The organism is Terrisporobacter mayombei, from assembly GCF_020748465.1.
GTDB classification, from domain to species: Bacteria; Bacillota; Clostridia; order Peptostreptococcales; family Peptostreptococcaceae; genus Terrisporobacter; species Terrisporobacter mayombei.
In genome coordinates, this window is the sequence record NZ_JAHZMP010000007.1 from 13,374 (window position 1) to 38,747 (window position 25,374).

General features: G+C 28.3%; 24 protein-coding genes and 1 other RNA gene. 24 read left to right on the forward strand and 1 reads right to left on the reverse strand.

Annotated features, from left to right (window positions below):
- Positions 1-38 precede the first annotated feature (38 nt).
- From deoC to K0039_RS16885, 14 genes are all read left to right on the forward strand, one after another.
- Positions 39-704 (forward strand): deoxyribose-phosphate aldolase, encoded by a 666-nt coding sequence (gene deoC / locus K0039_RS16820; protein ID WP_228106236.1) that lies wholly within the window; start codon positions 39-41, stop codon positions 702-704.
- Positions 682-1,905 (forward strand): phosphopentomutase, encoded by a 1,224-nt coding sequence (locus K0039_RS16825; protein WP_331476775.1) that lies wholly within the window; start codon positions 682-684, stop codon positions 1,903-1,905. The genes deoC and K0039_RS16825 overlap by 23 nt, the downstream gene beginning before the upstream one ends.
- Before the next feature lie 16 nt (positions 1,906-1,921).
- On the forward strand, positions 1,922-3,208 hold the full coding sequence (locus K0039_RS16830; RefSeq protein ID WP_228106237.1) for a NupC/NupG family nucleoside CNT transporter: 1,287 nt from the start codon (positions 1,922-1,924) through the stop codon (positions 3,206-3,208).
- Positions 3,209-3,309: 101 nt separating this feature from the next.
- Complete coding sequence (locus tag K0039_RS16835; protein ID WP_228106238.1) at positions 3,310-4,131, forward strand: purine-nucleoside phosphorylase; 822 nt, start codon at positions 3,310-3,312, stop codon at positions 4,129-4,131.
- Positions 4,132-4,470: 339 nt separating this feature from the next.
- Complete coding sequence (locus tag K0039_RS16840; RefSeq protein ID WP_228106239.1) at positions 4,471-5,367, forward strand: 3'-5' exoribonuclease YhaM family protein; 897 nt, start codon at positions 4,471-4,473, stop codon at positions 5,365-5,367.
- 27 nt (positions 5,368-5,394) lie between these two features.
- The gene (locus K0039_RS16845) at positions 5,395-6,174 is read left to right on the forward strand and encodes a sugar phosphate isomerase/epimerase family protein (protein ID WP_228106240.1); all 780 of its coding nucleotides are present in this window, start codon (positions 5,395-5,397) and stop codon (positions 6,172-6,174) included.
- A gap of 57 nt (positions 6,175-6,231) precedes the next feature.
- Positions 6,232-6,900, forward strand: a complete 669-nt coding sequence (locus tag K0039_RS16850; RefSeq protein WP_228106241.1) for a hypothetical protein — start codon at positions 6,232-6,234, stop codon at positions 6,898-6,900.
- A gap of 15 nt (positions 6,901-6,915) precedes the next feature.
- On the forward strand, positions 6,916-7,497 hold the full coding sequence (gene folE / locus K0039_RS16855) for a GTP cyclohydrolase I FolE (RefSeq protein ID WP_228106242.1): 582 nt from the start codon (positions 6,916-6,918) through the stop codon (positions 7,495-7,497).
- Positions 7,498-7,517: 20 nt separating this feature from the next.
- Positions 7,518-8,309 carry a dihydropteroate synthase gene (gene folP, locus K0039_RS16860; protein ID WP_228106243.1) on the forward strand — a complete coding sequence of 264 codons (792 nt, stop codon included), beginning with the start codon at positions 7,518-7,520 and terminating at the stop codon, positions 8,307-8,309.
- Positions 8,310-8,311: 2 nt separating this feature from the next.
- On the forward strand, positions 8,312-8,677 hold the full coding sequence (gene folB, locus K0039_RS16865) for a dihydroneopterin aldolase (protein WP_228106244.1): 366 nt from the start codon (positions 8,312-8,314) through the stop codon (positions 8,675-8,677).
- Positions 8,670-9,164, forward strand: coding sequence for a 2-amino-4-hydroxy-6-hydroxymethyldihydropteridine diphosphokinase (gene folK / locus K0039_RS16870; protein WP_228106245.1), 495 nt, complete (start codon positions 8,670-8,672; stop codon positions 9,162-9,164). Before folB ends, folK begins: the two co-directional genes overlap by 8 nt.
- Positions 9,165-9,296: 132 nt before the next feature.
- Entirely contained in the window at positions 9,297-10,625 is a 1,329-nt protein-coding gene (locus K0039_RS16875; RefSeq protein ID WP_228106246.1) for an MATE family efflux transporter, read from the forward strand.
- Positions 10,626-10,649: 24 nt separating this feature from the next.
- Complete coding sequence (locus K0039_RS16880) at positions 10,650-10,943, forward strand: metal-sensing transcriptional repressor (protein WP_228106247.1); 294 nt, start codon at positions 10,650-10,652, stop codon at positions 10,941-10,943.
- A 474-nt stretch (positions 10,944-11,417) separates the two neighbouring features.
- On the forward strand, positions 11,418-12,179 hold the full coding sequence (locus tag K0039_RS16885; RefSeq protein WP_228106248.1) for an SH3 domain-containing protein: 762 nt from the start codon (positions 11,418-11,420) through the stop codon (positions 12,177-12,179).
- Positions 12,180-12,208: 29 nt separating this feature from the next.
- Here the strand turns inward: K0039_RS16885 and brnQ are convergent, their stop codons facing one another.
- Entirely contained in the window at positions 12,209-13,501 is a 1,293-nt protein-coding gene (brnQ, locus tag K0039_RS16890) for a branched-chain amino acid transport system II carrier protein (RefSeq protein WP_228106249.1), read from the reverse strand.
- 493 nt (positions 13,502-13,994) lie between these two features.
- On the opposite strand from brnQ, the gene K0039_RS16895 reads away from it, so the two are divergent.
- The 10 genes from K0039_RS16895 to K0039_RS16940 all read left to right on the forward strand — a co-directional run bounded on the left by K0039_RS16895 (position 13,995) and on the right by K0039_RS16940 (position 25,180).
- On the forward strand, positions 13,995-15,203 hold the full coding sequence (locus K0039_RS16895; protein WP_228106250.1) for a NupC/NupG family nucleoside CNT transporter: 1,209 nt from the start codon (positions 13,995-13,997) through the stop codon (positions 15,201-15,203).
- A 168-nt stretch (positions 15,204-15,371) separates the two neighbouring features.
- An RNA gene (gene rnpB, locus K0039_RS16900) (RNase P RNA component class A) lies at positions 15,372-15,715 on the forward strand.
- 170 nt (positions 15,716-15,885) lie between these two features.
- Entirely contained in the window at positions 15,886-16,989 is a 1,104-nt protein-coding gene (locus K0039_RS16905) for an SH3 domain-containing protein (protein WP_228106251.1), read from the forward strand.
- 269 nt (positions 16,990-17,258) lie between these two features.
- Positions 17,259-18,179, forward strand: a complete 921-nt coding sequence (gene galE, locus K0039_RS16910; RefSeq protein WP_331476777.1) for a UDP-glucose 4-epimerase GalE — start codon at positions 17,259-17,261, stop codon at positions 18,177-18,179.
- A gap of 21 nt (positions 18,180-18,200) precedes the next feature.
- Positions 18,201-18,638 (forward strand): COG2426 family protein, encoded by a 438-nt coding sequence (locus K0039_RS16915; protein WP_228106252.1) that lies wholly within the window; start codon positions 18,201-18,203, stop codon positions 18,636-18,638.
- 98 nt (positions 18,639-18,736) lie between these two features.
- Positions 18,737-20,092 (forward strand): L,D-transpeptidase family protein, encoded by a 1,356-nt coding sequence (locus tag K0039_RS16920; protein ID WP_228106253.1) that lies wholly within the window; start codon positions 18,737-18,739, stop codon positions 20,090-20,092.
- Positions 20,093-20,235: 143 nt separating this feature from the next.
- Positions 20,236-22,242, forward strand: a complete 2,007-nt coding sequence (locus K0039_RS16925) for an LTA synthase family protein (protein WP_228106254.1) — start codon at positions 20,236-20,238, stop codon at positions 22,240-22,242.
- Between the two features lie 211 nt (positions 22,243-22,453).
- Positions 22,454-23,128: a sugar transferase gene (locus K0039_RS16930; RefSeq protein WP_228106255.1), complete on the forward strand. Its 675-nt coding sequence runs from the start codon at positions 22,454-22,456 to the stop codon at positions 23,126-23,128.
- Between the two features lie 165 nt (positions 23,129-23,293).
- Positions 23,294-24,079: a glycosyltransferase family 2 protein gene (locus tag K0039_RS16935; protein WP_228106256.1), complete on the forward strand. Its 786-nt coding sequence runs from the start codon at positions 23,294-23,296 to the stop codon at positions 24,077-24,079.
- Between the two features lie 105 nt (positions 24,080-24,184).
- Positions 24,185-25,180, forward strand: coding sequence for a C40 family peptidase (locus K0039_RS16940; protein WP_228106257.1), 996 nt, complete (start codon positions 24,185-24,187; stop codon positions 25,178-25,180).
- The last annotated feature ends 194 nt before the right edge of the window (positions 25,181-25,374 follow it).

Sequence of the window (25,374 nt, forward strand, 5' to 3'; positions counted from 1 at the left end):
AACTTTTAAAATAAACAGTATTTAATAGGAGAGAGACAATGGAGAATAAAACTATTTTAAAAACAGTAGATCACACTTTATTAAAACAAACATCAACTTGGGAAGATATAAAAACAATATGTGATGATGCTGTGAAATACGAAGTAGCATCAGTATGTATACCACCTTCCTTTGTAAAGAAGGCAAAGGAATATGTGGGAGATAAAATGCAAGTTTGTACTGTAATAGGATTCCCAAATGGATACAATACAACTGATGTAAAAGTATATGAAACAAAAGATGCTATATCTAAAGGAGCAGACGAAATAGATATGGTGATAAATCTAGGAATGGTGAAAGAAAATAGATTTGAAGAAATAGAAGATGAGATAAAAGCAATAAAAGAAGCATGTGGCGAAAAAATATTAAAAGTAATAATAGAAACTTGTCTTTTAACTGAAGAAGAAAAAATAGCTATGTGTAAATGTGTAACAAATGCAAACGCTGATTATATAAAGACTTCAACTGGATTTAGCAGTGGAGGAGCGGCAGCAGAAGATTTAAAACTATTCGCTGATAATGTTGGAAAAGATGTACTTATAAAAGCTGCAGGAGGAATATCTGATTTAGAAACTGCTTCTCAGTTTATAGAAATCGGCGCTAAAAGACTTGGGACAAGCAGAATAATAAAATTAATAAATAATGAAGAATGTTCAGGGTATTAATATGAAAAAATTTAACAGAGTATTTTTAACAGTATTAGACTCTGTAGGCATAGGTGCTTTAAATGATGCAAAAGAGTATGGGGACGAAGGTGCCAATACTCTTTGCAACATAGCAAAAACTACTGGAGGATTAAATCTTTCTAACCTACAAAAAATGGGCCTTGGAAATATAGAAAGAATAGATGGTGTAAAACCTGTAGAAAATCAAATAGCTTATAGTACAAAATGTGGCGAATTATCTAAGGGAAAAGATACAATAACAGGACATTGGGAAATGGCAGGAATACTTATAAAAGAACCATTTAGAGTATTTACAGATACAGGGTTTCCAAAGGAATTAATAGATGAACTTGAAGAGAAAAGTGGTCATAAGTTTATAGGAAATATTTCAGCATCAGGAACAGAAATAATAAAAAATTTAGGAGAAGAACATATAAAAAGCAAAGCGTTAATTCTATATACTTCAGCAGATAGTGTATTACAAATTGCTGCAAATGAAGAAATTATACCTTTAGAAGAACTTTATAGAGTTTGTGAAATAGCTAGAGAAATTACTCTAAGAGAAGAATATAAGGTTGGTAGAATTATAGCTAGGCCTTTTGTAGGAATAAATAAAGAAAACTTTAAACGTACAGCAAACAGAAAAGATTATGCGTTGAGACCACCGAAAATCACAGTACTAGATGCTCTTAAAGACAGAAATTTAGATGTGGTTGGTATCGGAAAGATAGGAGATATCTATTCTTATCAAGGTATAACTAAAAGTATAAAAAGTAAAAGTAATGCAGATGGAATAAATGAACTTATAAATATAGCAAAAGAAAATTTATTTGAAGGACTAGTGTTTTTAAATTTAGTAGATTTTGATGCATTATTTGGTCATAGAAGAGATGCTATAGGTTACAAAAATGCTTTAGAATCTTTTGATAATAAACTTGGAGAATTAATTAAAGAAATGAATGATGATGATTTATTAATTATCACAGCAGATCATGGAAATGATCCAACATTTAAAGGAACTGATCATACGAGAGAATATGTGCCAGTCTTAATTTACAATAAAAATTTAGAAAACCCTACTAAATTAAATGAATTAAACTCTATGGCAGATATTGGAATAACTATCTTGGATAATTTTAATGATGATAACAAAGAATATGATTTTGAAATAGGGGAATCATTCTTAGAATTAATAAAATAAAAAATGGGAGAATAAGATGACAATATTAATTAATATTTTAGGAATAATGGTAGTAATATGTGGGCTATATTTGTTTTCGTCCAATAAGAAAAATATAGATAAAAAAATGATATTAAAAGCTCTTGTATTACAATTTATATTAACTTTTTTATTAGTAAAGTTCCCTCTGGGTAGAATAGGTATTCAAAAAGTATCCGATGTTGTTACTAATGTATTAAGTTATGGTAGAGAAGGTTTAAACTTTGTATTTGGTTCATTATCTGATTCAGGTGCTCCTACAGGAATGATATTTGGAATATCAGTTCTTGGAAATATAATATTTATATCTGCTTTAGTTGCAGCCCTATACTATTTAGGCATTATAGGTGCTGTTGTTAAAGTGCTAGGTGGAGCAATAGGTAAAGTCCTTGGAACTAGCAAGGTTGAAAGTTTTGTTGCTGTTGCAAATATGTTTCTTGGACAAACTGAATCACCAATTCTTGTATCAAAATATTTACCAGGAATGAGTGAAAGTGAAATAATGCTTGTTTTAATATCTGGTATGGGAAGTATGTCAGCTACTGTTCTTATGGGATATGCAGGAATGGGTATACCAATGGAATACTTACTAATAGGTGGAGCCTTAGTTCCTCTAGGAAGTATAATAGTCTCTAAGATACTTTTACCAGAAAATAAAAGAGAAGAATTGGTTAAACCAAAGGAAGAAGTTACTAATATAGATGATACATTTATAGAGGCAGAAATTGCTGAGCCTATAGCTACAGAAATAGTTTCTGATGAAGTAACAATAGATAATAAAGGTGATAATGCCAACTTAATATCAGCCATAGCTCAAGGTGCTAACGATGGACTTAATATGGCTCTTGGTATAGGTGCATCTCTTATTGCAATTATATCTTTAGTTGCTCTTGTTAATGGAGCTTTAGGAGCAGTAGGTCTTTCTCTAGAAAAAATTCTATCTTATGTATTTTCTCCTCTGGGATTCTTAATGGGATTAGATAAGTCGGAAATTTTTACTGCATCTCAATTACTTGGAAGTAAATTAGTATTAAATGAGTTCGTTGCATTTGGTCAATTGGGACAAATAATAAATGGATTAAATTATAGAACTGGTCTTATGATGACAATATCTTTATGTGGATTTGCCAACATATCTTCAATGGGTATATGTATATCAGGGATATCAGTATTTTGTCCAGAAAAAAGAAATCAACTTGCAAAACTTGCATTTAGAGGAATGATAGGTGGTTTCTTAGTAAGTTTATTAAGTGCTTTAATAGTTGGAGCAGTAGTTGCTATATAAATTTTATTTGGAAATAGATTGAAAGAAAAAAAGAAAATGGGTAAAATAGATTTATAATAAAAAATTATTATTAATTTAATATAGACATATGGGGTGAAATAATGAAAGATTTATATACTAAAATAAAAGAATCAGTAGATTATATAAATTCAAAAACAGAAATAAAACCAAATATAGGATTAATATTAGGATCAGGCCTTGGAGTATTAGCTGATGAAATAGAAAATCCTATAAAAATAAAATACGATGAAATACCAAATTTCCCTGTATCAACAGTAGAAGGTCATGCAGGACAATTAGTTATAGGTAATTTACAAGGAAAAACTGTTGTAGCAATGCAAGGAAGATTCCACTACTACGAAGGATACTCAATGGAAATGATAACTTTCCCAGTAAGAGTAATGAAAGAATTAGGTGCGGAAACTATATTTGTAACTAATGCAGCAGGTGGAGCTAATAAAGATTATAAACCAGGAGATTTAATGATAATAACAGATCATATAAACTTATCTGGAAATAATCCTTTAATTGGGCCAAATGATAATAGAATAGGAACAAGATTTCCAGATATGTCAGTTGCATACACAAAAGAATATGCGGAGTTAGCTAAAAAATGCGCAGATAAATTAAATATAAAAGTTCAAGAAGGTGTGTATGCTTTCTTCTCAGGGCCAACTTATGAAACTCCAGCTGAAGTAAGAATGGCAAGAATCTTAGGAGCAGACGCAGTTGGTATGTCAACAGCTCCAGAAGTTATAGTTGCATCACACAGTAAACTTAAAGTTGTTGGAATTTCTTGTATAACAAATATGGCGGCAGGAATACTTGATCAACCTTTAAATCATGAAGAAGTAATAGAAACTACTCAAAAAGTCCAAGGAGAATTCTTAGCATTAGTTAAAACTATAGTTAGTGAATTATAATAAATTTAAAAATAGACATGCAAATTGCATGTCTATTTTTAGTAACATATTTATGCGAAGTGATAATGAGGATATATGATTGACTATATTTTTTATTTTTGCATTAAAATTAAGTTAGTGGTTAATATAATAATAGTTGATTAGATATCAACTAAATCTCAAACTATCTAGGTAAAAGCTAGCATTGTCTAACCTTTTGATAGTATTAAAAAGTTTGAGAAACATAAGTCAAAAGCTTAGGCTATCACCTATGTCTTTTGCGATAAGCTCTAGATTTGATAGTTTATATTTCAATCTAGAGCTTTTTAATGACTAATTTTATAATTAAGGAGAAATATTATGACAGACAAAAAATCATATCTTAAAGATTTAAAAGATGGTAGTGTAAAAATTTCTCTTATGGTAAATAAGAAATTGTATAAAGATGGAAATAAGATGCTTTATTTATTAAGTGATAAAAGTGGATATATAAATGCAAAAATTCCTGTAAAAGTAAAACTAGAACCAGGACAAGTTATTGAAATTGAAGGCGTTAAAGATTATGTTTTAGATGTTTTTCAAGTTAAGATAATAGAAGACTACAATATTGATGATTATCTTGCAACTGTAAATAGAAATATTGATGAAATTATGGAAGATATTGAAGCAATAAGTAGGGAATGTATAACTTCACCACAAGGTAAAATGTTAGATGATTACTTTTTCAAAGATGAGAAATTTTTAGAAAAATTTAAACGAGGAATTGGTGGAGTTAGCATGCATCATAATTATATCGGAGGATTGGCGGAGCATACTTTTGGTGTAATGTATTTGACAAAGATATTATGTGATATATATGATTGTAGAAGAAGAGAAATTGCAGTTTTAAGTGCGAAACTTCATGATATAGGTAAAATTTATGAAATGGATTATAGTGGTCCTTTTAAATATACTTTAGAAGGAGAACTCGAAGGCCATATTGTTATTGGTGTACAAATGATTGATAGAGGCATTATGGACTTGAACATTCCTTTTAGTGAAGAGTTTGTCACAAGAATAAAAGGATGTATTACTCAACATCATGGTAAGTTGGAATATGGTTCACCTAAAAAAGCTAATATGGAAGAATCCATAATATTAAATTTTGCTGATACTGTTGATGCTACTTTAAATAAAATTAATCAAGTTAAAGAAGAAACAAAAGAAGGTACTTGGTCTGTGTATGATAAAAAGATGGAAACTAAGCTTTATCTATAATAATAGTACAAAAATGGGGGAAAAATGATGAATGATAAAAATATGAGAGTAGGAATATCTTCATTAATATTTAATATAAATGAAGCTTTAGAAATTTGTAATAAAAATAAAGAAATAAACCATATAGAAATAGGTATTGATAACATTTATGATTGTAAAGAACTTAAAAAATATGAAGATAATATAAAAGAACTTGATTTAAGTGTGGGGATTCATTTGCCCATGGAACTTAATCCATGTGAAGATATTATATTTATTAAAGAAAAGTGGATAGAATATATTAACATATTAAGAAAAGAATTGAAACTTTTAAATGTATCATATTTTAATATGCATTTAGGCTATGTTATGACAAATAGGTTAAGTAAAAATAAAGAAAAGTACTTAAATAATATAGTAGACTTTTTCAATAAATTATCATTAGAAAAAAATCACCTATATATTACAATAGAAAACACTTATACAAAAGGTGGAGATTTTTCTAGTTTGGGGAATGATGTAGAAGATTTTAAATATATTTTTGAACGTAATCAAACCATAAGTTTTTGTTTTGATAGTGGACACAATTTAATTTGTAAAAGTAATTATAACTTGTTAAAGAATAAAACAAGAGTGATTCATCTTAATGATAATCATGGAATTGAAGATGAACATCTAGGTATACTTAAAGGAAATTTAAGTGAAGAAGAATTAAAAAATATTTTATCTTTAAATCCTGAATTTATAGTACTTGAGATGAATCTAAATCATATAGAAGAATCATTAGATATTTTAAAACAACATAATGTCTTTAAAAATAAAAAATAGTTCATATTATTGACAAAAACATAACAAATATTATATTCTTACTCCTAGGAGGGATTTATGAATAATAATATTTATAATACTTTTGTAAAAGTAATAGAAGGTTTTAAGAAAGATAAAAATGTTAAGTCTATCATTCATGTAGGTTCTAGCAAAGAAAAAATTTATGAAGAAAATCCTAAAGTAAATGATATAGACTTATTTATTATTTTAGAAAATCAAGAAAAAAATCAGATTAGGAAAGTTGAAAAAATTGATGAAATAGAGTTTGATTTTAATTATATTTCTATAAAGGGTTGTTATGACTTTATAGAAAGTAAAACATATTTTTTTCTTAATATAAAGGATGGAAAATTATTATATGATGAAAATGATTTTGGAAAAGGAATTTTGTCATTATGTGAAGAAAAATATAAAGAAGGACCAAATAAATTATCAAAAGAAGAAAAAAGATTTCGCACCAATCAGTTACTATCAGATATATCAAGGTTAAAACAGAAAGATGAATATGAAGAGTTTGAATATGATTTTCTAATCTATATGTATTTAAATAAAATCATAAAAATGTATTATCTTATTAATGATATTTGGCTACCAAAAGATAAAAAGTTACTAAAGTCTTTAAAGATGCGAGAACCTACACTATATAAATTAATATGTAATGTTAATGGATCTGATAAATATAAAAAAATAATAAAAGTAACAGACTATATTTTAAAAAATTTATAATTTTGGAGGATAAAAATGGGTGAAAAAAGAACAGTTGATAAACTTGCTATAGAAAAGGCAGTTAGAGAGATATTGATAGCAATAGGAGAAGACCCAGATAGAGAAGGATTAATAGGCACGCCAGATAGGGTAGCAAGAATGTATGAAGAAATATTTAGTGGACTTCATGAAGACCCTAGAGAACATCTAAAAGTTTTATTCAAAAATGAAAACCATGAGGAAATGGTAGTAGTTAAAGACATACCTTTTTATTCTAGTTGTGAACATCATTTAGTACCTTTTTTTGGAAAGGCTCATGTTGTCTATATACCAAAGGATGGAAAACTTACAGGACTTTCTAAATTAGCAAGAGTTATAGAAACGTTTGCCAGAAGACCTCAGCTACAAGAAAGAATCACAAAAGAAACTGCAAATATTATTATGGAAGAATTAGAACCATATGGAGTAATGGTTGTAGTTGAAGCTGAGCATATGTGTATGACAATGCGTGGTGTAAAAAAACCAGGCAGTAAAACAATAACATCAGCAGTTAGAGGAATTTTTGAGAAAGATGCCTTAGCAAGAAGCGAAGCTATGAGTTTAATTAAATTTGATTAATAGATATGAGGAGAAGATTTATGTTTGAATATGGTAAAAAAACTTACATAATGGGAATTTTAAATGTTACTCCAGATAGTTTTTCAGATGGAGGAAACTATACAAATGTAGAAATAGCAGTTAAGCATGCTAAAGAAATGATTGAAGAGGGAGCAGATATAATCGACATAGGGGGAGAGTCTACTAGACCAGGTCATAAGTTTGTTTCAGCAGATGAAGAAATCGAGAGAATAGTCCCTGTAATAAAGACACTTAAAAATAGTATTAATGTACCAATATCCATAGATACATATAAATCTCAAGTAGCTGAAGAAGCATTAAAGCTGGGAGTTTATATGGTTAATGACGTTTGGGGATTAACTTACGATGAAAATATGGCGAATGTTATAGGAAAATATGATGCTTCTGTTTGCATTATGCATAATCAAGAAGGAACGGATTATGATAAGGATATAATGGAGAGTATAAAAGAATTTTTAAAAAATAGTATAGATAAAGCTTTAAAGGCAGGAGTAAAAAAAGAAAAGATAGTTTTAGATCCAGGGATAGGATTTGGAAAAACTTTTGAACAAAATTTAGAAGTATTAAGAAGGCTAAATGAACTTAAAACCCTGGGATATCCAATTTTACTTGGAACTTCAAGAAAATCAGTTTTAGGAAATATAGTTGGAGGAGAACCTAAGGAAAGAGTTGAAGCTACTGTGGCTACAACTGTCTGTGGAATAAGGGATGGTGTTGAAATAGTTAGAGTTCATGATATAAAAGAAAATTTACAAGCTGCAAAAATTGCGGATAGAATATATAGAGGTTAATTATGGATAAAATAATTTTAAGTAATTTAGGTTTTTACGGCTATCATGGAGTTTTGGAAGCAGAAAAAGTATTAGGACAAAAGTTTTTTATAGATGCTGAGCTTTTCCTTGATATAAAAGAGGCTGGAAGAAGTGATGATTTAACTAAATCTGCTAGTTATGCAGATGTATATGAAATAATAAAGGATATAACAGAAAATAAAAGATTTGATTTAATTGAAGCTTTGGCAGAGACAATTGCAGAAGAAGTTTTAGAAAGCTATAGTATGATTAAATCTATTATGGTTAGAGTAAAAAAACCAGAAGCACCTGTAAATGGTATTTTTGATTACTTTGCTGTGGAAATTAGGAGAGATAAAGATGAATAAAGCTTACTTAGGTCTAGGAACTAACATGGGACATAGAGAAGGATATTTAAGACAAGCATGTAAAACTCTTCAGGAACATGGAAAAATTAATATTTCAAAAATATCAAAAGTCTATGAAACAAAGGCATGGGGATATACGGAGCAAGATGATTTTTTAAATATATGTATGGAGATAGAAACCTCATTATCTTCTATAGAATTATTAGAAATTTGTCATGCAATAGAGGAAATGTTAAATAGAGAAAGAACAATAAAATGGGGACCGAGAACTATTGATGTGGATATTTTATTTTTTAATAATATAATAAGTGATGATGAAAGATTGACTTTACCACATCCAAGAATAAAAGAAAGGGCTTTTGTACTAATTCCTCTTATGGATTTAAATAAAGAATTGATTATTAATAATAAACCCATATCATATTATCTTTCTAAATTAAGTAAAGAAGAAAGAGATGAAGTTAAAGAGGTTAGCGTAAATATTTAAGTAATTCTAATTAGCAAAGAGAAGGTTAATTTGCATATTCAGTGTAAATTGGACCTTCTTTTTTATTGCCACCAATTGAAGGTAGTGCTATAATTTTCATAACCCCATAGGGGGGATATTAGGAGGCGGATTATGGATTATTTACTTAAAAATAAAAATAACATAATAACTATTACTACCTTAGCAATTCCTGTAATTATAGAGAATATACTACAAACTTTACTTGGAACTGTAGATACTTATTTTGCTGGACAAATCAATGATAATGCTATTGCAGCCATAGGTGTAACTAACCTAATTATAAATGTATTTATTGTATTTTTTACAGCAATTAGCCTAGGAACAAGCGCCGTTGTTGCAAGAAATTTTGGGAAAGGAGAAATGGATAAGGTTAAAGAAGCTACGACTCAATCAATATTTTTAGGAATTATAATTAGTTTAGTGGTAGGAGTAATTAATATATTATTTTATGAGCCGATTTTAAAAATATGTGGGGCAACTAATGAGATTTTAGACTTTACGATACCTTATTATTTGGTTGTCGCTGTGCCAATTATATTTTTGTGTTTATCATTAATTTTATCTAGTTGTTTAAGGTCAACCAAGGATACAAAAACACCAATGATTGCTTCAGTTTTTGCTAATGTGTTAAATATAATATTAAATATACTTTTTATAAAGGTGAATATGGGGATTATAGGGCTAGCTTTAGCAACAACTATTTCTAGATGTATGAACGTAGTTATTTTGTTAATTAAATTGAGAATGTGTAATATTAATATAAAAATAAATAAAGAGGTTATTAAAGGTGGAAAGGATACATTAAAAGCTATAATTAAAATTGGAGCGCCTGCAGGAATGGAAAAGTTAATAATGAGACTGGGTCAATTGGTTTATAATAGTATGATTATTTCAATTGGAGTATCAGCTTATGTTGCACATAATATTGCAGGAAATATTGAAAGTTACACTTATATTCCAGCACTAGGATTTGGCGTGGCAACGGCAACTCTTGTCGGTATTAGCTTAGGAGAAGGAGATAGTGAAAAATCAAAAGAAATAGTATATTTAGCTGATATAATAACCACTGTTTGTATGGTAGTAATAGGTATACTTTTATTTATATTTGCTCCACAAATAGTAAAAATATTTACAAGTACTGTAGAAGTACAAATTATGGTTGTTAATGTACTTAGATTAATTGCGCTTTTTCAATGTTTTATAGCTATAACGCAAATTTTTACCAGTGCATTGCAAGGAGCAGGAGATACTAAATTTCCTATGTATGCTACATTAATTGGAATTTGGGGTGTGAGAGTTGGTATAGGATATTTTCTAGGTGTAATAATGAATTTTGGGTTATTTGGAGTATGGATCGCATATGCTATCGATATTACTGTAAGAGCATTCCTACTTATTATAAGATTTAATCATGGAAAATGGAAAAGTATAGCTATATAGTTAAGTAGAAGGGAGATGAATAACATGGAAAATAATAAAGAACATAACCACAATCATTCTCACAAAAATACGAAAGCAGTAATTAATAGATTATCTAGAGCTATTGGGCATTTGGAGTCTGTAAAAAGAATGGTAGAAGAAGGAAGAGATTGTAGCGAAGTTTTAATACAAGTCTCAGCTGTAAAATCTTCTATTAATAATGTAGGAAAAATAATTTTACAAGATCATATAGAACACTGTATTGTAGATGCTGTAGAAACTGGAGATGAGAAAGTTCTTCAAGACTTAAATAGCGCAATAGATAAATTTATTAAATAGAAATAATGTATTAATAAAATGATATATATTAAAAATATTTTTAAAATGGTGGATAGGGTATATATATTATTGACTTACTATTTAATAATACATCTAAAGTTAATGTGCCATTATGAAGTTTTAATTTATAGGGCCAAAGTAGTCATGCGTAAATTTGATTAATGTAATATATAGGAAAAAGAGAGGTGTAAAATCCTCTCTTTTTTATATTTAAAAATAAAAAAGTTAAAAAGAATAAAATATTTTTTCTAACTAAATAATGTGAGACTAACACAACTGAAACTATTGAAAATGCTTATATATTTTTATATTAAATAATTAAGAAATTGAAAAAATGTTACTTATTTGTAACTCTTTTTGTAAAAAAGCCTTTTAAAAGTTACAGAAATGTAATAAAATAGATTTATGGAATTGCAAAATTCGACAACTACGAAAGTGATTAAATTAAAATAAAACAATAGCGGGGGAAGGCTTATGATAAAAAAAACAATAAGAACTATTACTTTAACAGCAGCTATGATGTTAACTGTATCAGCTTTTGCACCAGTGAGTAAAGTAGATGCAGCTAATGTTTCAGGAACAGTAACAGTAACGTCATTAAACGTGAGAAGTGGAGCATCAACATCATATTCAGTAGTAGGAAAACTTAGTAAAGGTGAAAAAGTAGAAATATTATCATCAAGTAATGGATGGTATAAAATAGAATATGATAACAATAAAACTGGATGGTCATGTGATGACTATATATCAAAAAATACTACTACAGGAACAGTAACAGCAACTTCACTAAACGTAAGAAGCGGTGCGTCAACATCATATTCAATAATAGGAAAACTTAGTAAAGGTGAAAAAGTAGAAATATTATCATCAAATAATGGATGGCATGAAATTAAATATTCACAAGACAGTACAGGATGGGTAAGTGCTGATTATATTACTACAACATCAGATAATTCTTTAAACAGTGTTGCAAAGACTTTAGATGTTAAAGCTTATGCATATACTGGAGATGGAATAACAGCTACAGGAACAGTTCCAAAATACGGAACAATAGCAGTAGATCCAAGTGTAATACCATATGGAACAAAGGTTTATATTAAAGAACTAGATAAAGTATTTACTGCAGAAGACTGTGGTGGAGCAATAAAAGGAAATACAATAGATATATTTATGCCAACAGAAAAAAATTGTAATGACTGGGGTATAAAAAATATAACAATAGAAATATTAAAGTAAAAAATGGCCAACAAATTGTTGGCCATTTTTTATGCACTAATCTTATTTAAATCTTCTTTATTGCTATTATATTTTATTATTAATTTCCCTATAAGACCTCCTAATATGGCTGGTACTACCCAGTTAAATCCTATAGAGTCTAAAGGTAATTTATGTATAAAATTTATATTTACACCTAAACTATCAACAACATTTAATAAACTAATTAATAAAGTTATATAAGCTGAACATTTAAAGACTGATGATTTAGAAAAACATTTGTTAAAGGTACTCATAATTACTAATAATATTGAAACAGGATAAATAATAGTTAAAATTGGAGCTGCAATAGCTATTATTTTATCTACACCTAAATTAGAAGCTACAGAACTAAATATACAAATAAAAGTAACTAAATGAGAGTATTTTAATTTTTTATTAGTCACATCTTCAAAATATTTAGCAGTAACAGAAGTTAAACCTATAGATGTAGTAAGACATGCAAAAGCAACAATTATTCCCAATAATATGATTCCGCTTTTACCTAGTAAACTATTAGTTATATTTACAAGTAAAGCAGTTTGAGAAATAGATGGATCATATACTGTTGAAACTGTAGCACCTAAGTATGCTAATCCACCGTATACAATAACTAGTCCAAATCCAGCAATAAGTGCAGATTTTAAAGTCATAGATATATTTTCTTTTTTATCAGTATATCCTTTACTTATGAAAGAAGTCATTATTAAAGTTGTAACTCCACCTATACCTAAAGCATCCATAGTTTGGTATCCTTGACTAAGTCCATTTACAAATAAATTATGATTATTATTCGTATTTAATTTACCAATAGGAGATATAATACCCTTAGTTATTAAAAGTCCTAAAGCAAGTAGAAGTATTGGAGTTAAGAATTTGCCTATTATATCCATAACTTTTGTTGGTCTTATAGTTAATATAAATGTTAAACCAAAAAACAAAACAGAAAAAATTACTGAATTAATAGAAGAAGTAAGTGGCAATATGCTCATTTCAAAGGTTGTAGCTGCTGTTCTTGGTATAACTAGTATAGGACCAAGACAAAGCATCATTATAACTTCTAAAGTAACTCCAAATTTTTTGCCAGCTTTTCCAACAACATCTTGGAAAGAGCCAGCCTTAGCCACAGCATTTATTGACAACAAAATTATTCCAACATCAGCAAACACAAATCCTAAAAAGCTTATTAGCCAATTACTGCCTGAAGTCATACCTATAAAAGGAGGGAATATTAAGTTTCCTGCTCCAAAGAACACAGAAAAAAGGGCAAAACCAATTATTATAATATCTTTATTTTTATTCATTTTTAACACCTCAAGTTTAAATTTTAATATATAAAAAGCCACATAGCATACACTATGTGGCTTTAGGCCTAGGATTAATAAAAGCCACATAGTAATTATCCATGTGGCTTTACATGACAAATTAATTCTAGCCATCATAGATACAAATTTTTAAGATTTGTATCTATGATGATTTTATATATCTCATAAATACAAATCTATCTAAAATAGCTAAAATAATATAAATTAAATTGTGATTTTTTAGTTAGACTTATATTTTTCATTACTGTTCTCCTCAATTAATGTTATTTTTTACCTTATGAAACAATGATACAAAATTTACTGAAAATTGTCAACATACAATTTTTCTTACCTTTAACAAATTTATGTGTAGAAAAATGTAGAAAATTGTATAAAAAGATTGAAAAAATATATGAGTACAGTATATAATGATTGAAGTGTTAATATATATAAATAAATTAATACGAAAAAATATGGAAGATGGGTTGATAAAATGACAATATTATTAAACATAATGGGTATAATTGTTTTACTAGGTGTATTATATTTGTTCTCTGCAAATAAAAAGTTAATAGACAAGAAGATGATATTAAAAGCACTAGCATTACAATTTGTATTAGCATTTTTGCTAGTTAAATTTCCTTTAGGACAAGTAATGATTGAAAAAGTATCTGATGTAGTAACTAATATATTGGGTTATGGAAGAGACGGTCTTGAGTTTATATTTGGATCTTTAGCTGATGGTGGAGCGCCAACAGGATTTATATTCGGAATACAAACATTAGGAAACATAATATTTATATCAGCTTTAGTTTCAGCACTATACTATTTAGGAGTTATAGGTGCCGTTGTTAAAGTAATAGGTGGGGTAATAGGTAAAATACTGGGAACTTCAAAAGTAGAGAGTTTTGTTGCTACTGCAAATATGTTCCTTGGTCAAACTGAATCACCAATATTAGTAAGTAAATACTTAAAAAATATGACTGAGAGTGAAATAATGCTTGTTTTAGTTTCAGGAATGGGTAGTATGTCAGCTACAGTACTTATGGGATATTCAGGTATGGGTATACCAATGAAATATTTATTAATAGGTGGGGCTTTAGTTCCTCTAGGGAGTATAATAGTTTCAAAAATTATGTTACCAGAGAATAAAGAATTAAAAATTGATGAAGCTGAAGAAATTAAGATTGATAATAAAGGTGATAACCCTAACTTAATATCAGCAATATCTCAAGGGGCAAATGATGGACTTAACATGGTTCTTGGTATAGGTGCGTCTCTTATAGCAATATTATCTTTAGTTGCACTTGTTAATGGTATTCTTGGAATATTTGGATTATCTTTAGAGCAAATATTCTCTGTATTATTTGCACCAATAGGATATTTAATGGGACTTGATATGAACAATGCTCAACTTGCAGGTCAATTACTTGGAAGTAAATTAGTATTAAATGAATTTGTTGCATTTGGTCAATTGGGAGAAATTATAAAAACTCTTGACCCAAGAACAGCTTTAGTTCTTTCTGTTTCATTATGTGGATTTGCTAATATAGGTTCTATAGGTATATGTATATCTGGAATATCTGTATTCTGTCCAGAAAAAAGAAATCAATTAGCTAAGCTAGCGTTCAGAGGAATGATAGGTGGTTTTACAGTAAGTGTACTTAGTGCATTAATAGTTGGATTGATAGCAGCAATATAGTCTGTACTAAAAGGAGTCTTTATGGCTCCTTTTATTTTTACGATAAAATATTTTCAATTAACATTTATAATTAAATTTAAATGTATCTTAAGAAAAATAAGTTATGATTACGTTTGGAATATAATGGTTTTGACAAAAATAATTTTATATGGTAATATATACGAAGATTAAGTAAGTCAGATAATCGCAGGTAGCATTTGCTACGTGAGGAAAGTCGGAGCTCCATAGAGCAGGGTGCTAGGTAACGCCTAGTGGGAGTAATCCTAAGGAAAGTGCAACAGAAAATTACCGCCAAGATTTTCTTGGTAAGGATGAAAAGGCGAGGTAAGAGCTCACCGTTTCTCAGGTGACTGAGAGAGCCGTGTAAACCCCACCTGGAGCAAGACCAAAAGAGGGCCAAAAGAGTGTTGCTCGCACTCTCCGGTAGGTAGGTCGCTTGAGCATATTGGTGACAATATGCCTAGATAGATGATTATCAAATACAGAACTCCGCTTATAGATTTGCTTGATTATAAGAATCCTAGATAGGGTTCTTTTTTTATGTTTATAATTAATTCTCACAAGAAAATAAATTTATTGTGCTTAAATGAGTTGGAAAAATATTAGAAATATTGGCTTTTTCGTTAAATTATGTTAGAGTCTTAGTATGGGGAAAGATTTTTGTAAAAATGGGGGAAAACAAATGAAAAAAATTGAAAAAGTAATACTTGGTTCTTTAGTAGTAGGCACGACAGTATCATCTAGTATAGTATTTATTCAGGCTGAGAAATTAGGGGAGACTCAGTACTATTTGGCTGATAACTTAAATATGAGAAAAGGGCCAGGAACAGACTACATATCTATAGGAACTCTAAAAAAAGGTACAATAATAACACCATTAGAGTATTCGCAAGATAAATTGTGGGTTAAAGTGAAATATAATAATCAGTATGTATGGATGTGTGCAAAGTATATTAAAAAAGTTGAAAATAGTAATGAAACTGATAAAAAACTTGGTGATTATAAAACGAAGGAAAAGTTGAATCTAAGAAAAGGACCATCTACGGATAATATAATAACTTTAACAATACCAAAGGGTAATACTATTGAAGTTATTGACTTTTCTTGTGATAATAACTGGGCTAAAGTTAACTATAACAATCAAACTGGTTGGGTTAGTAATACTTACATAGAAAAAATAACTTCACAAGGTGACAATGATGTTTCTAAATATGAAGATCACATAACTACTTCATCAGTAAATGTTAGGACAGGGCCTTCTACTAATTATAAAAAAATAGGAGTATTATCTAAAGATGTACTAGTAAAGCCAATAGGTTTTGATAAATATGGTGATTGGGTTAAATTCAATTATAATGGAAAAGAGAGTTGGATCTGCAAATCTTATTTAAAAAAAGTAAGCGATAACAATACATTATATACAAGTGAAAATGTAAATTTAAGAACTAGCTCAAGTGTTAATAGCACAAAGATATGTACAATACCCAAAAATGCTAAGGTAAGTATTTTATCATATAATAGTGACAAAACTTGGGCGCAAGTAAAATATAATGATAAATCCGGATGGGTAATTGCAGAATACTTAACATCAAAAGCAACACAAAACTATAAGTTGGGTACTACTACAACTAGATTAAATCTTAGAGATTTACCTAATTTGGATGGTAAGACATTAATTACAATGCCGAGTGGGGCAAGTATTAAAATATATGAAGAAAAAAATGGGTGGCTAAAAGTAAGCTATAATAATATTGTAGGTTATTGTGTAGCTGTATATGTAAAATAAATATCTAATATAAAAAGCATCTTATAAATTACTATAAGATGCTTTTTATATTATGGGTTAATATGCAAAATTGAAGAATCTTCAAAAATATGGTAGATTTAACCTATGCTAAATAATATAATTGTTAATTTAGGGGGAATAATTATGGTACTAGTTACAGGAGGGCAGGGTATATAGGAAGTCATACAGTTGTGGAATTATTAAATGAAAACTAAGAAGTAGTAATAGTAGATAATTTTTGTAATAGCAATAAATTAGTACTAGAGAGAATAAGAAAAATAACAAATAAGGAATTTAAATTCTACAATGTAGATGTTACAGATAAAAATTCTTTTAAAATGGTATTTGAAGAAAATAATATTAATTCAATAATTCATTTTGCTGCATTAAAAGCAGTAGGAGAATCTGTTGAAAAACCTTTAGAATATTATAAAAACAATTTAGTAGGGGCATTAGTTGTATTTGAGTTAATGAAAGAGTTAAATGTGAATAACTTTGTTTTCTCATCATCAGCTACAGTGTATGGAAAGCCAGAATATTGTCCAATAAAAGAAGATTTTCCACTATGGACAACAAATCCTTATGGAGCTACTAAACTTATGATAGAGGACGTTATGAGCGATTTAAGTAAAGCTAATAATAACTTAAATTTAGCTATTCTTAGATATTTTAATCCAATAGGAGCTCATATTAGTGGTATAATAGGCGAGGAACTAAATGGTACACCAAATAATTTAATGCCATATATAACGAAGGTAGCTGTTGGCCAATTAAAGGAACTTAGTGTGTTTGGAAATGATTATGATACACCTGATGGGATAGGAGTTAGAAACTATATTCACGTAGTTGATTTAGTAAAAGGTCATTTGGCTGCACTCAAAAAACTAGAAGAAAAGCATGGTTTAGTAACTTATAATCTAGGTACAGGGAAAGGTTATAGTGTTTTAGATTTAGTTAGTTCATTTGAAAAGGCTAATAACATAGAAATACCATATAAAATAGTTGAAAGAAGGCCTGGAGATATAGATATGTGTTATGCAGATCCAACCAAGGTATATAAAGAGTTAGGATGGAAGGCAGAATTTGATATTGAAAGAATGTGTGAAGATTCCTGGAGATGGCAAAGTAATAATCCAAAAGGCTATGAAGAAAATAATGAATTATTAGGTATGATTACATATGAAATATAAAATCTTAAAAGGAGGTATGAATTGGAGTATTTAAGAATAATGATTTTATCAATGGTTCCTGTTACAGAGCTACGAGGGGCCATACCTATAGGCATAGCTTTAGATTTGAACCCTATAGGGGTTTATATTGCCAGTGTATTAGGATCTACGCTAGTGGGTATACCTCTTGTATTAGCATATAGACATGTGATGAAATTTTTAAGAGACAAAAAAATATTTGTTTCATTATTAAATAAAATAGATAACAAAATAGAAATTAGTATGAAGAAAATGAAGACAGCGTCAATAATAGGTATTATATTATTTGTAGGTGTGCCTTTACCGACAACGGGAACATGGACAGCCGCGGCTATTGCATCAATTTTAAGAATGAGACTTAAAGAGGCATTATGTGGAATTTTTATTGGAAATGCATTATCAGGATTAATTGTAAGCCTTTTATCTTACCATATAATTTAAAAATGATGTAATAAAATTGTCATCATTTCTTTAGGTAAAATATGTTAGAATATTAATGTATAATATTTTACCTTATCACAGGCAAGGGGGAATGAAATATGAAGAAAAGGTTTAAATCATTTTGTACAATATTATTGGCAACTGTAATGATATTAGCATCGAGTATACCTGTAGCAAATGCAGCAACTAATCAATTAATTATAGTTAACTCAAAAAATAACACTTTGAATTTCTATGAAAATTATACTTTAGTAAGGAAATTTAAATGTGCAACAGGAAAAGCAAGTACGCCAACACCACAGCGTAAAACAACTATAGTAAATAAAATTAAAAACAGACGTTACAATAAAGGTAATATTCCAGGAGGAGACCCAAGAAATCCTTTAGGAAAAAGATGGATGGGGTTAAATATGTATGGATATGGAACTACATATGGAATTCATGGAAATAATAATGAAAGTTCGATTGGCAAAAATGTAAGTGGTGGATGCATCAGAATGCACAACAAGGATGTAGAGTGGCTATATAATAAAATAAGAGTTGGAGCTACAGTAATAATAAAAAGCACATCTAATGATGATGCATGGATTGCTAATCAATATGGTATAAAACTTAGAAATACATGGCATACAAATAATGGTTATAAATATTATTGTAAGTCAAATGGTAAATATGCAACTGGCTGGTATACTGTTGGTAATAAAACTTATTACTTTGATAGTAAGGGAAGAATGCAGACTGGCTTAAAAACAATATCTGGTAAGAAATATTATTTAGGAAAAGACGGAGCAAGACAAACAGGATGGCAAACAATATCTGGTAAAAAATATTACTTTACAAAAACAGGAAGTACAAAGGGTCAATCAGTTAAAGATAAGAGATATATAGATGGATCTTACTATTACTTTGATAATAACTATGTAATGGTTGCTAATAAAAAGGTTAAAATAGAAAATAGCTATTATTACTTTGGTAAAGACGGAAAAATGCAAACAGGATGGCAAACAGTATCTGGTAAAAAATATTACTTTACAAAAACAGGAAATACAAAGGGTCAATCAGTTAAAGATAAGAGATATATAGATGGATCTTACTACTATTTTGATAATAATTGTGTAATGGTAGCTGATAAAAAGGTCCAAGTAGGAACTGACTACTACTACTTTGGTAATGATGGAAAAATGTTTAAGAATAAAGAATTTAAGATAAATACTGACTATTATTATTTTGGTAGTGATGGAAAAGCTTACAAATCTTGTGATAAACAAATAGATGGTTATATTTATACTTTTGATAAAGTAGGAAAGAGAATTAATAAAATCAAGATAAAAGAGAATGCAAATGACTCTAAAAAAACTTATAATTCTCAAAAAACAGACGAGTCACAACCTAAAGAAATAAAAAAAGAAATAAAAGAAAATAATGACGATGCTTCTTTAGAAGAGGCTATATAAATTCAAAAGGTTTCCTCATTGATTAATAATGAGGAGGCCTTTTTTACTTATGACAAAAAGGTAAGAAAAACTTAATGTCCTTTTTATATTAAATAAGCTATAATTTTCAAATAGAGAAAAAGAATGTAATGGGGGAGACATAAATGAAGAATGATATAAAAGGACATTTTAGAATTAATAAAAAGTCAATTAAAGAAGTTCTAATTTGGTTAATTGGAGGATTTTTTCTATTACTTATAACGGAGTATTTGCTACGAGGGGAATTAAGGTATGTTAAATTACTGGTATTAAATAAGCCAGGTGTGTTTCTTGTTAACTATATGTTAATATTACTGTTAACATCATTAATATTTATTTTGAAAAGAAAGAAAACTTTTTATTTTTTACTTTCTTTCATAATTGTAACTATTTCAGGTGTAAGTAGATATTTATTTACTGTAAGAGGAGTACCATTTACTTTTTCGGATGTTTATTCTATTGGAGAAGGGTTGGAAATAGCAGAAAATTATGTTACATTGCCAATGATTATTGGTATACTAATTTTTATAGTAATGGTTATTGGTATAACTATATATTTATTTAAAAAAGAAAAAAATAATAAACGAATTACGAGCTTAACTAATTTGGTATTAGTATTAATTTTATTTATTTCTTTTCCAATAATAACTAATACTCAATATGATAAAGGTAATATGGGATATATGAGATGGGATATAACATCATCTTATAAGAGGAATGGTTATATATTTTCTACTATAGAATCTGCTGTAAAATATATAAGGGTTAAGCCTGAAGGTTATAGTAAATCTGCAATAGAAGAAATTAGAACGAAAGTAAATGAAAAAGAAAAAGAAGATAATAGAAAATTGAATTCAGATAAGCCTAACATGATTTTTATACAATTGGAGTCTTTTATGGATCCAACAAAGATAAAGGAAGCTAATTTTAGTGAAGATCCTATTCCTAATTTTAGAAAAGTATGTGATAAAAATAAAGGTTACATGGCAAGTGTTCCAACAACAGGAGGAGGAACTGTAAGAACTGAATATGAAGTTATGACAGGAAACAACATTGATTATTTAACTCCAGGAGAAATTCCTTATAATACAATATTAAAAGGAAAATTTTATAATTCTATCGCAACTACACTTAAGTCACAAGGATATAAAGCTCATGCTATTCATAATTTCCAAGGAAATTTCTATATGAGAAATAATGCTTATGAGAAGCTTGGATTTGATACATTTACTTCTATAGAATATATGAATGATTATGATAAGAATGAAAGAGGTTGGGTTAAAGACCAGGTATTGACTAAATATATAAAGAAAGCACTTGATAGTACAGATGGTAGCGATCTAGTTTACACCATTTCAGTACAAGGTCATAGCGCATATCCAGGTGATGCTTCAAAACTTTATGATTTTCCTATAAAGGTAAAGGGAAACTTATCAGATGTGGATAAAAATCAATTATGCTATTATGTTAATCAATTGAAAGAGACGGACAATTTTATAGGTGATGTTATGGAAATGGTAGATAATAGTCATGAAGATACTTTAGTTGTACTATATTCAGATCATATGCCAGCATTAAATTTATTTTTAAAAGAAGACTTTTATTTAAATACATATAAAGCTCCTTTAGCTTTTTATAGCAATTATAAAATAGATAATTATAATTTTGATAATACAGAATCATATAACATTGCAAGTATGGCAATGGAATTGGCAGGGCTTAAATATGGTCCTATGGAAAAATTTCGTACTTACTTAAAAAATGATAAAAATTTTGAAAAATATGAAGAACTATTAGAATATGATATATTATTTGGACAAAACTATTATTTAACACATGATGAAAAACCTAAGAAAAATAGTATGCAAATGGGATTAGATAATGTTACAATTTCTTATTTAGAGCATGAAAAAGATTCTATTCTAATAAAGGGTTCAAATTTCACAGAAAATAGCTCAGCATATATTAATAATAAAAAAATGGATACTACATTTGTGGATGATAAGACTTTAAAAATAAAAGAAGTAGATAAAGGACATACATTAGTTGTAAAACAATTGGGGCGTAATGATGGTCTTCTTAGTGAATCGAATAGTATTTCTTTATTACAAATTAAAATGGCAATGAATTAAAACAGATGATTATAAAATAATCTGTTTTTTAAAATTAATTAACCAGCGTTTAAAGCTAATTTGATATTAATGTGAATTTAATATGAAGAACTTTGAAAACTAATTAAAAATATTGATATAAACAACTTTATAAACTATAATGTTAATAGAATGTTAAATGGAATATTATGGTACTAATAAGTATATTTGTGCATAGGGGGGTATAAGCACAATGATGGGTCAATATGTTGAGAAATTTAAAGACGATGTTTGTAATTATAGTAGTGAAATAGCAACAAACATAGATTACTCCATAGTAAATGACTCTTTCTTATTTAAAATATATCATAGAATACTTGACATAATTATTTCAATAATTGGACTGGTAATTTCTATACCTATGATAATAGTCTTTGGTTTTCTAATAAAAAAAGAAGATGGTGGTCCTATTTTTTATAAACAAGATAGATTAGGCAAGGATGGGAAAATAATCTTTATATATAAATTAAGATCTATGAGGATTAATTCAGAAACTAATGGAGCTATATGGGCTGAAAAAAATGATCCAAGAATCACTAAGATTGGAAAATTCATACGAAAGACAAGAATTGATGAAATACCGCAGTTTTTAAATATTTTAAAAGGAGAAATGAGTGTAATTGGTCCTAGGCCAGAGAGACCTGCTTTAACTATGGAATTTAATGACGAAATACCGGGTTTTATTAACAGACTTGTAGTTAAACCTGGTCTTACAGGATATGCTCAAGTACATGGAGGATATGAAATATCTCCAGAAGATAAAATAAAAGAAGATTTATTTTATATCAAAAATAGAAGTGTTTTTTTAGATTTGTCTATATTATTTAAAACAGTGAAGGTAATTTTTACTGGAGAAGGTGCTAGATAAATAAAAAATTATTATTAATCATAACTTTTCTTGAAATATTTTCGTAAAATATATATAATAAGATAATAAAAATATAACAAAAGTAAAACATAACGAAAAAATAGGGAGAGATTATTATTAATCTCTCCCTATTTTTACATATTAAATAAAAAGGGGGAAATCTATGTGGAAAATAATTTAGTATCTATAATTACACCTGTATATAATGGTGAAAAATACATTGAAGAATGTATAAAAAGTGTTTTAAATCAAAGTTATAAAAATATAGAAATGATAATTATTGATGATGGATCTACGGATAATAGCGAAAATATAATAAACAAATATAGTAAAAGTTTTCCCTTTATTAAATATATAAAATGTAATAAAAATAATGGTGTTTGGGTAGCTCGAAATATAGGTATTGAAAATGCAAAAGGCAGGTTTATTTCATTTTTGGATGCAGATGATTTATATAAAAAAAACAAAATCAAAAATCAGATAAATTTTATGTTAAACAATAACTATTCCTTTACATATACTGCCTATGATTTAATAGATGAAAATAGTACAAGCTTAAATAAAGTTATTAATACTAAAAAATATGAAGATTATGAAAGACTTTTAAAAGGAAATGATATAGGTTGTTTAACAGTGATGATAGATAGACTAAAAATTGATACGCTCATAAGATTTGAAAGCTGTCATCATGAAGATTTTGTACTATGGTTAAAAATATTGAAAAATAATGTAGTAGCTTATGGTTTAGATGAGGTTTTGTCTTCTTATAGAAAGTCTAGTTCATCTTTAAGCCATAATAAAATAAAGTCAGCCATATGGACTTGGAATATATATATTAATATTGAAAAACTACCATTAAATAAAGCTTTATACTGTTTTTCTAAATATATAGTTAACGGATTTAGAAAGAATAGTTACAAAAAAGAGACTACATATTCCTACTTTTTCTAGGAAATATTCGACATAAAAAATTTATTTCTGTAAAATAGTGGTAATTAGAATTTAAACTATGTTATAATAGTTAGAAATATGTTACAAAGGGGGGATGTGTGGAGTATGGTTTTTAATAAAAATAAGAAGTCAATATCAAAAGCAATGGCAATGGGGATACTTACAACAAGTATGGTGCCTGTAGTTGCTTTAAATGAACATGTGGAAGCAAATGAAGTTACATCTAGAAGTCAACAAGAGAAAACAACTAAGGTTGTAGAGGTAACATGTTATGCTCTTAATGTTAGAAAAGGTCCAAGTAAGGATAATTATATAGCTGGAACAGTGACAGAAGGAACGCAACTTAAATATATTTCTACGTGTAGTAATGGGTGGTATAAAGTTGAATATAAAGGTAGTACTAGATATATTAGTAATGATTACTCAAAATTAAAGACTATATCAGGAACATCAAATGAAAATAAGGATATCATTAAAAAGGTAGGAAAGGTAACATCTACAAAGCTTAATGTTAGAAAAGGTCCTGGTACAGATTATGGTGTCAAAAAAACAATAAAAAAAGGTAGCGTCGTAGGAGTGGTAAAATCATATAGTAATGGATGGTCTAAGGTAAAAATATCTAACTCTTCAACGGGATATGTATTTTCTGACTATATGAAAACATATTCAGGAGATTCAAGTGATATTAAAGTAACGTACTCAAAACCTTCTACATCATCTACAACTAACAAAAAGATTGATACAGTAGTATCTGCAGTAAGAGCACAAGTAGGTAAGCCTTATGTATATGGAGCGGCAGGACCAAACTCTTTTGATTGTTCTGGGCTTACATACTATTCTTATAAAAAAGCAGGAATTTATTTAAATAGAAGTTCTAGAGATCAAGCATCAAATGGAAAACATGTTAGCAAGAGTAATTTAAAACCAGGAGATTTAATATTCTTCAATAGTGGTACAAATAGTATACGTCATGTAGGGATGTATGTGGGAAATAATAAATTTGTTCACTCACCAAGCCCAGGAAAAACAGTAAGATATGAAAGTTTATCAACTTCCTATTATGTAAAAGGATATGTAACAGCAAGAAGAATAATTGATTAATTAACATAAGTAGCTATAATGAAAATTTTATTTTCATTATAGCTTTTTTAATTGTTATTATTTTGAATATTAAATGAGAATGGAAACTATGAAAGGTAATAGGTTGTTATTATAATGCTTTATTATCATTTATAATTATATAAATAATAAAAATAAGATCATTTTCATATTATTAAATATAAAAGTATAAAAGG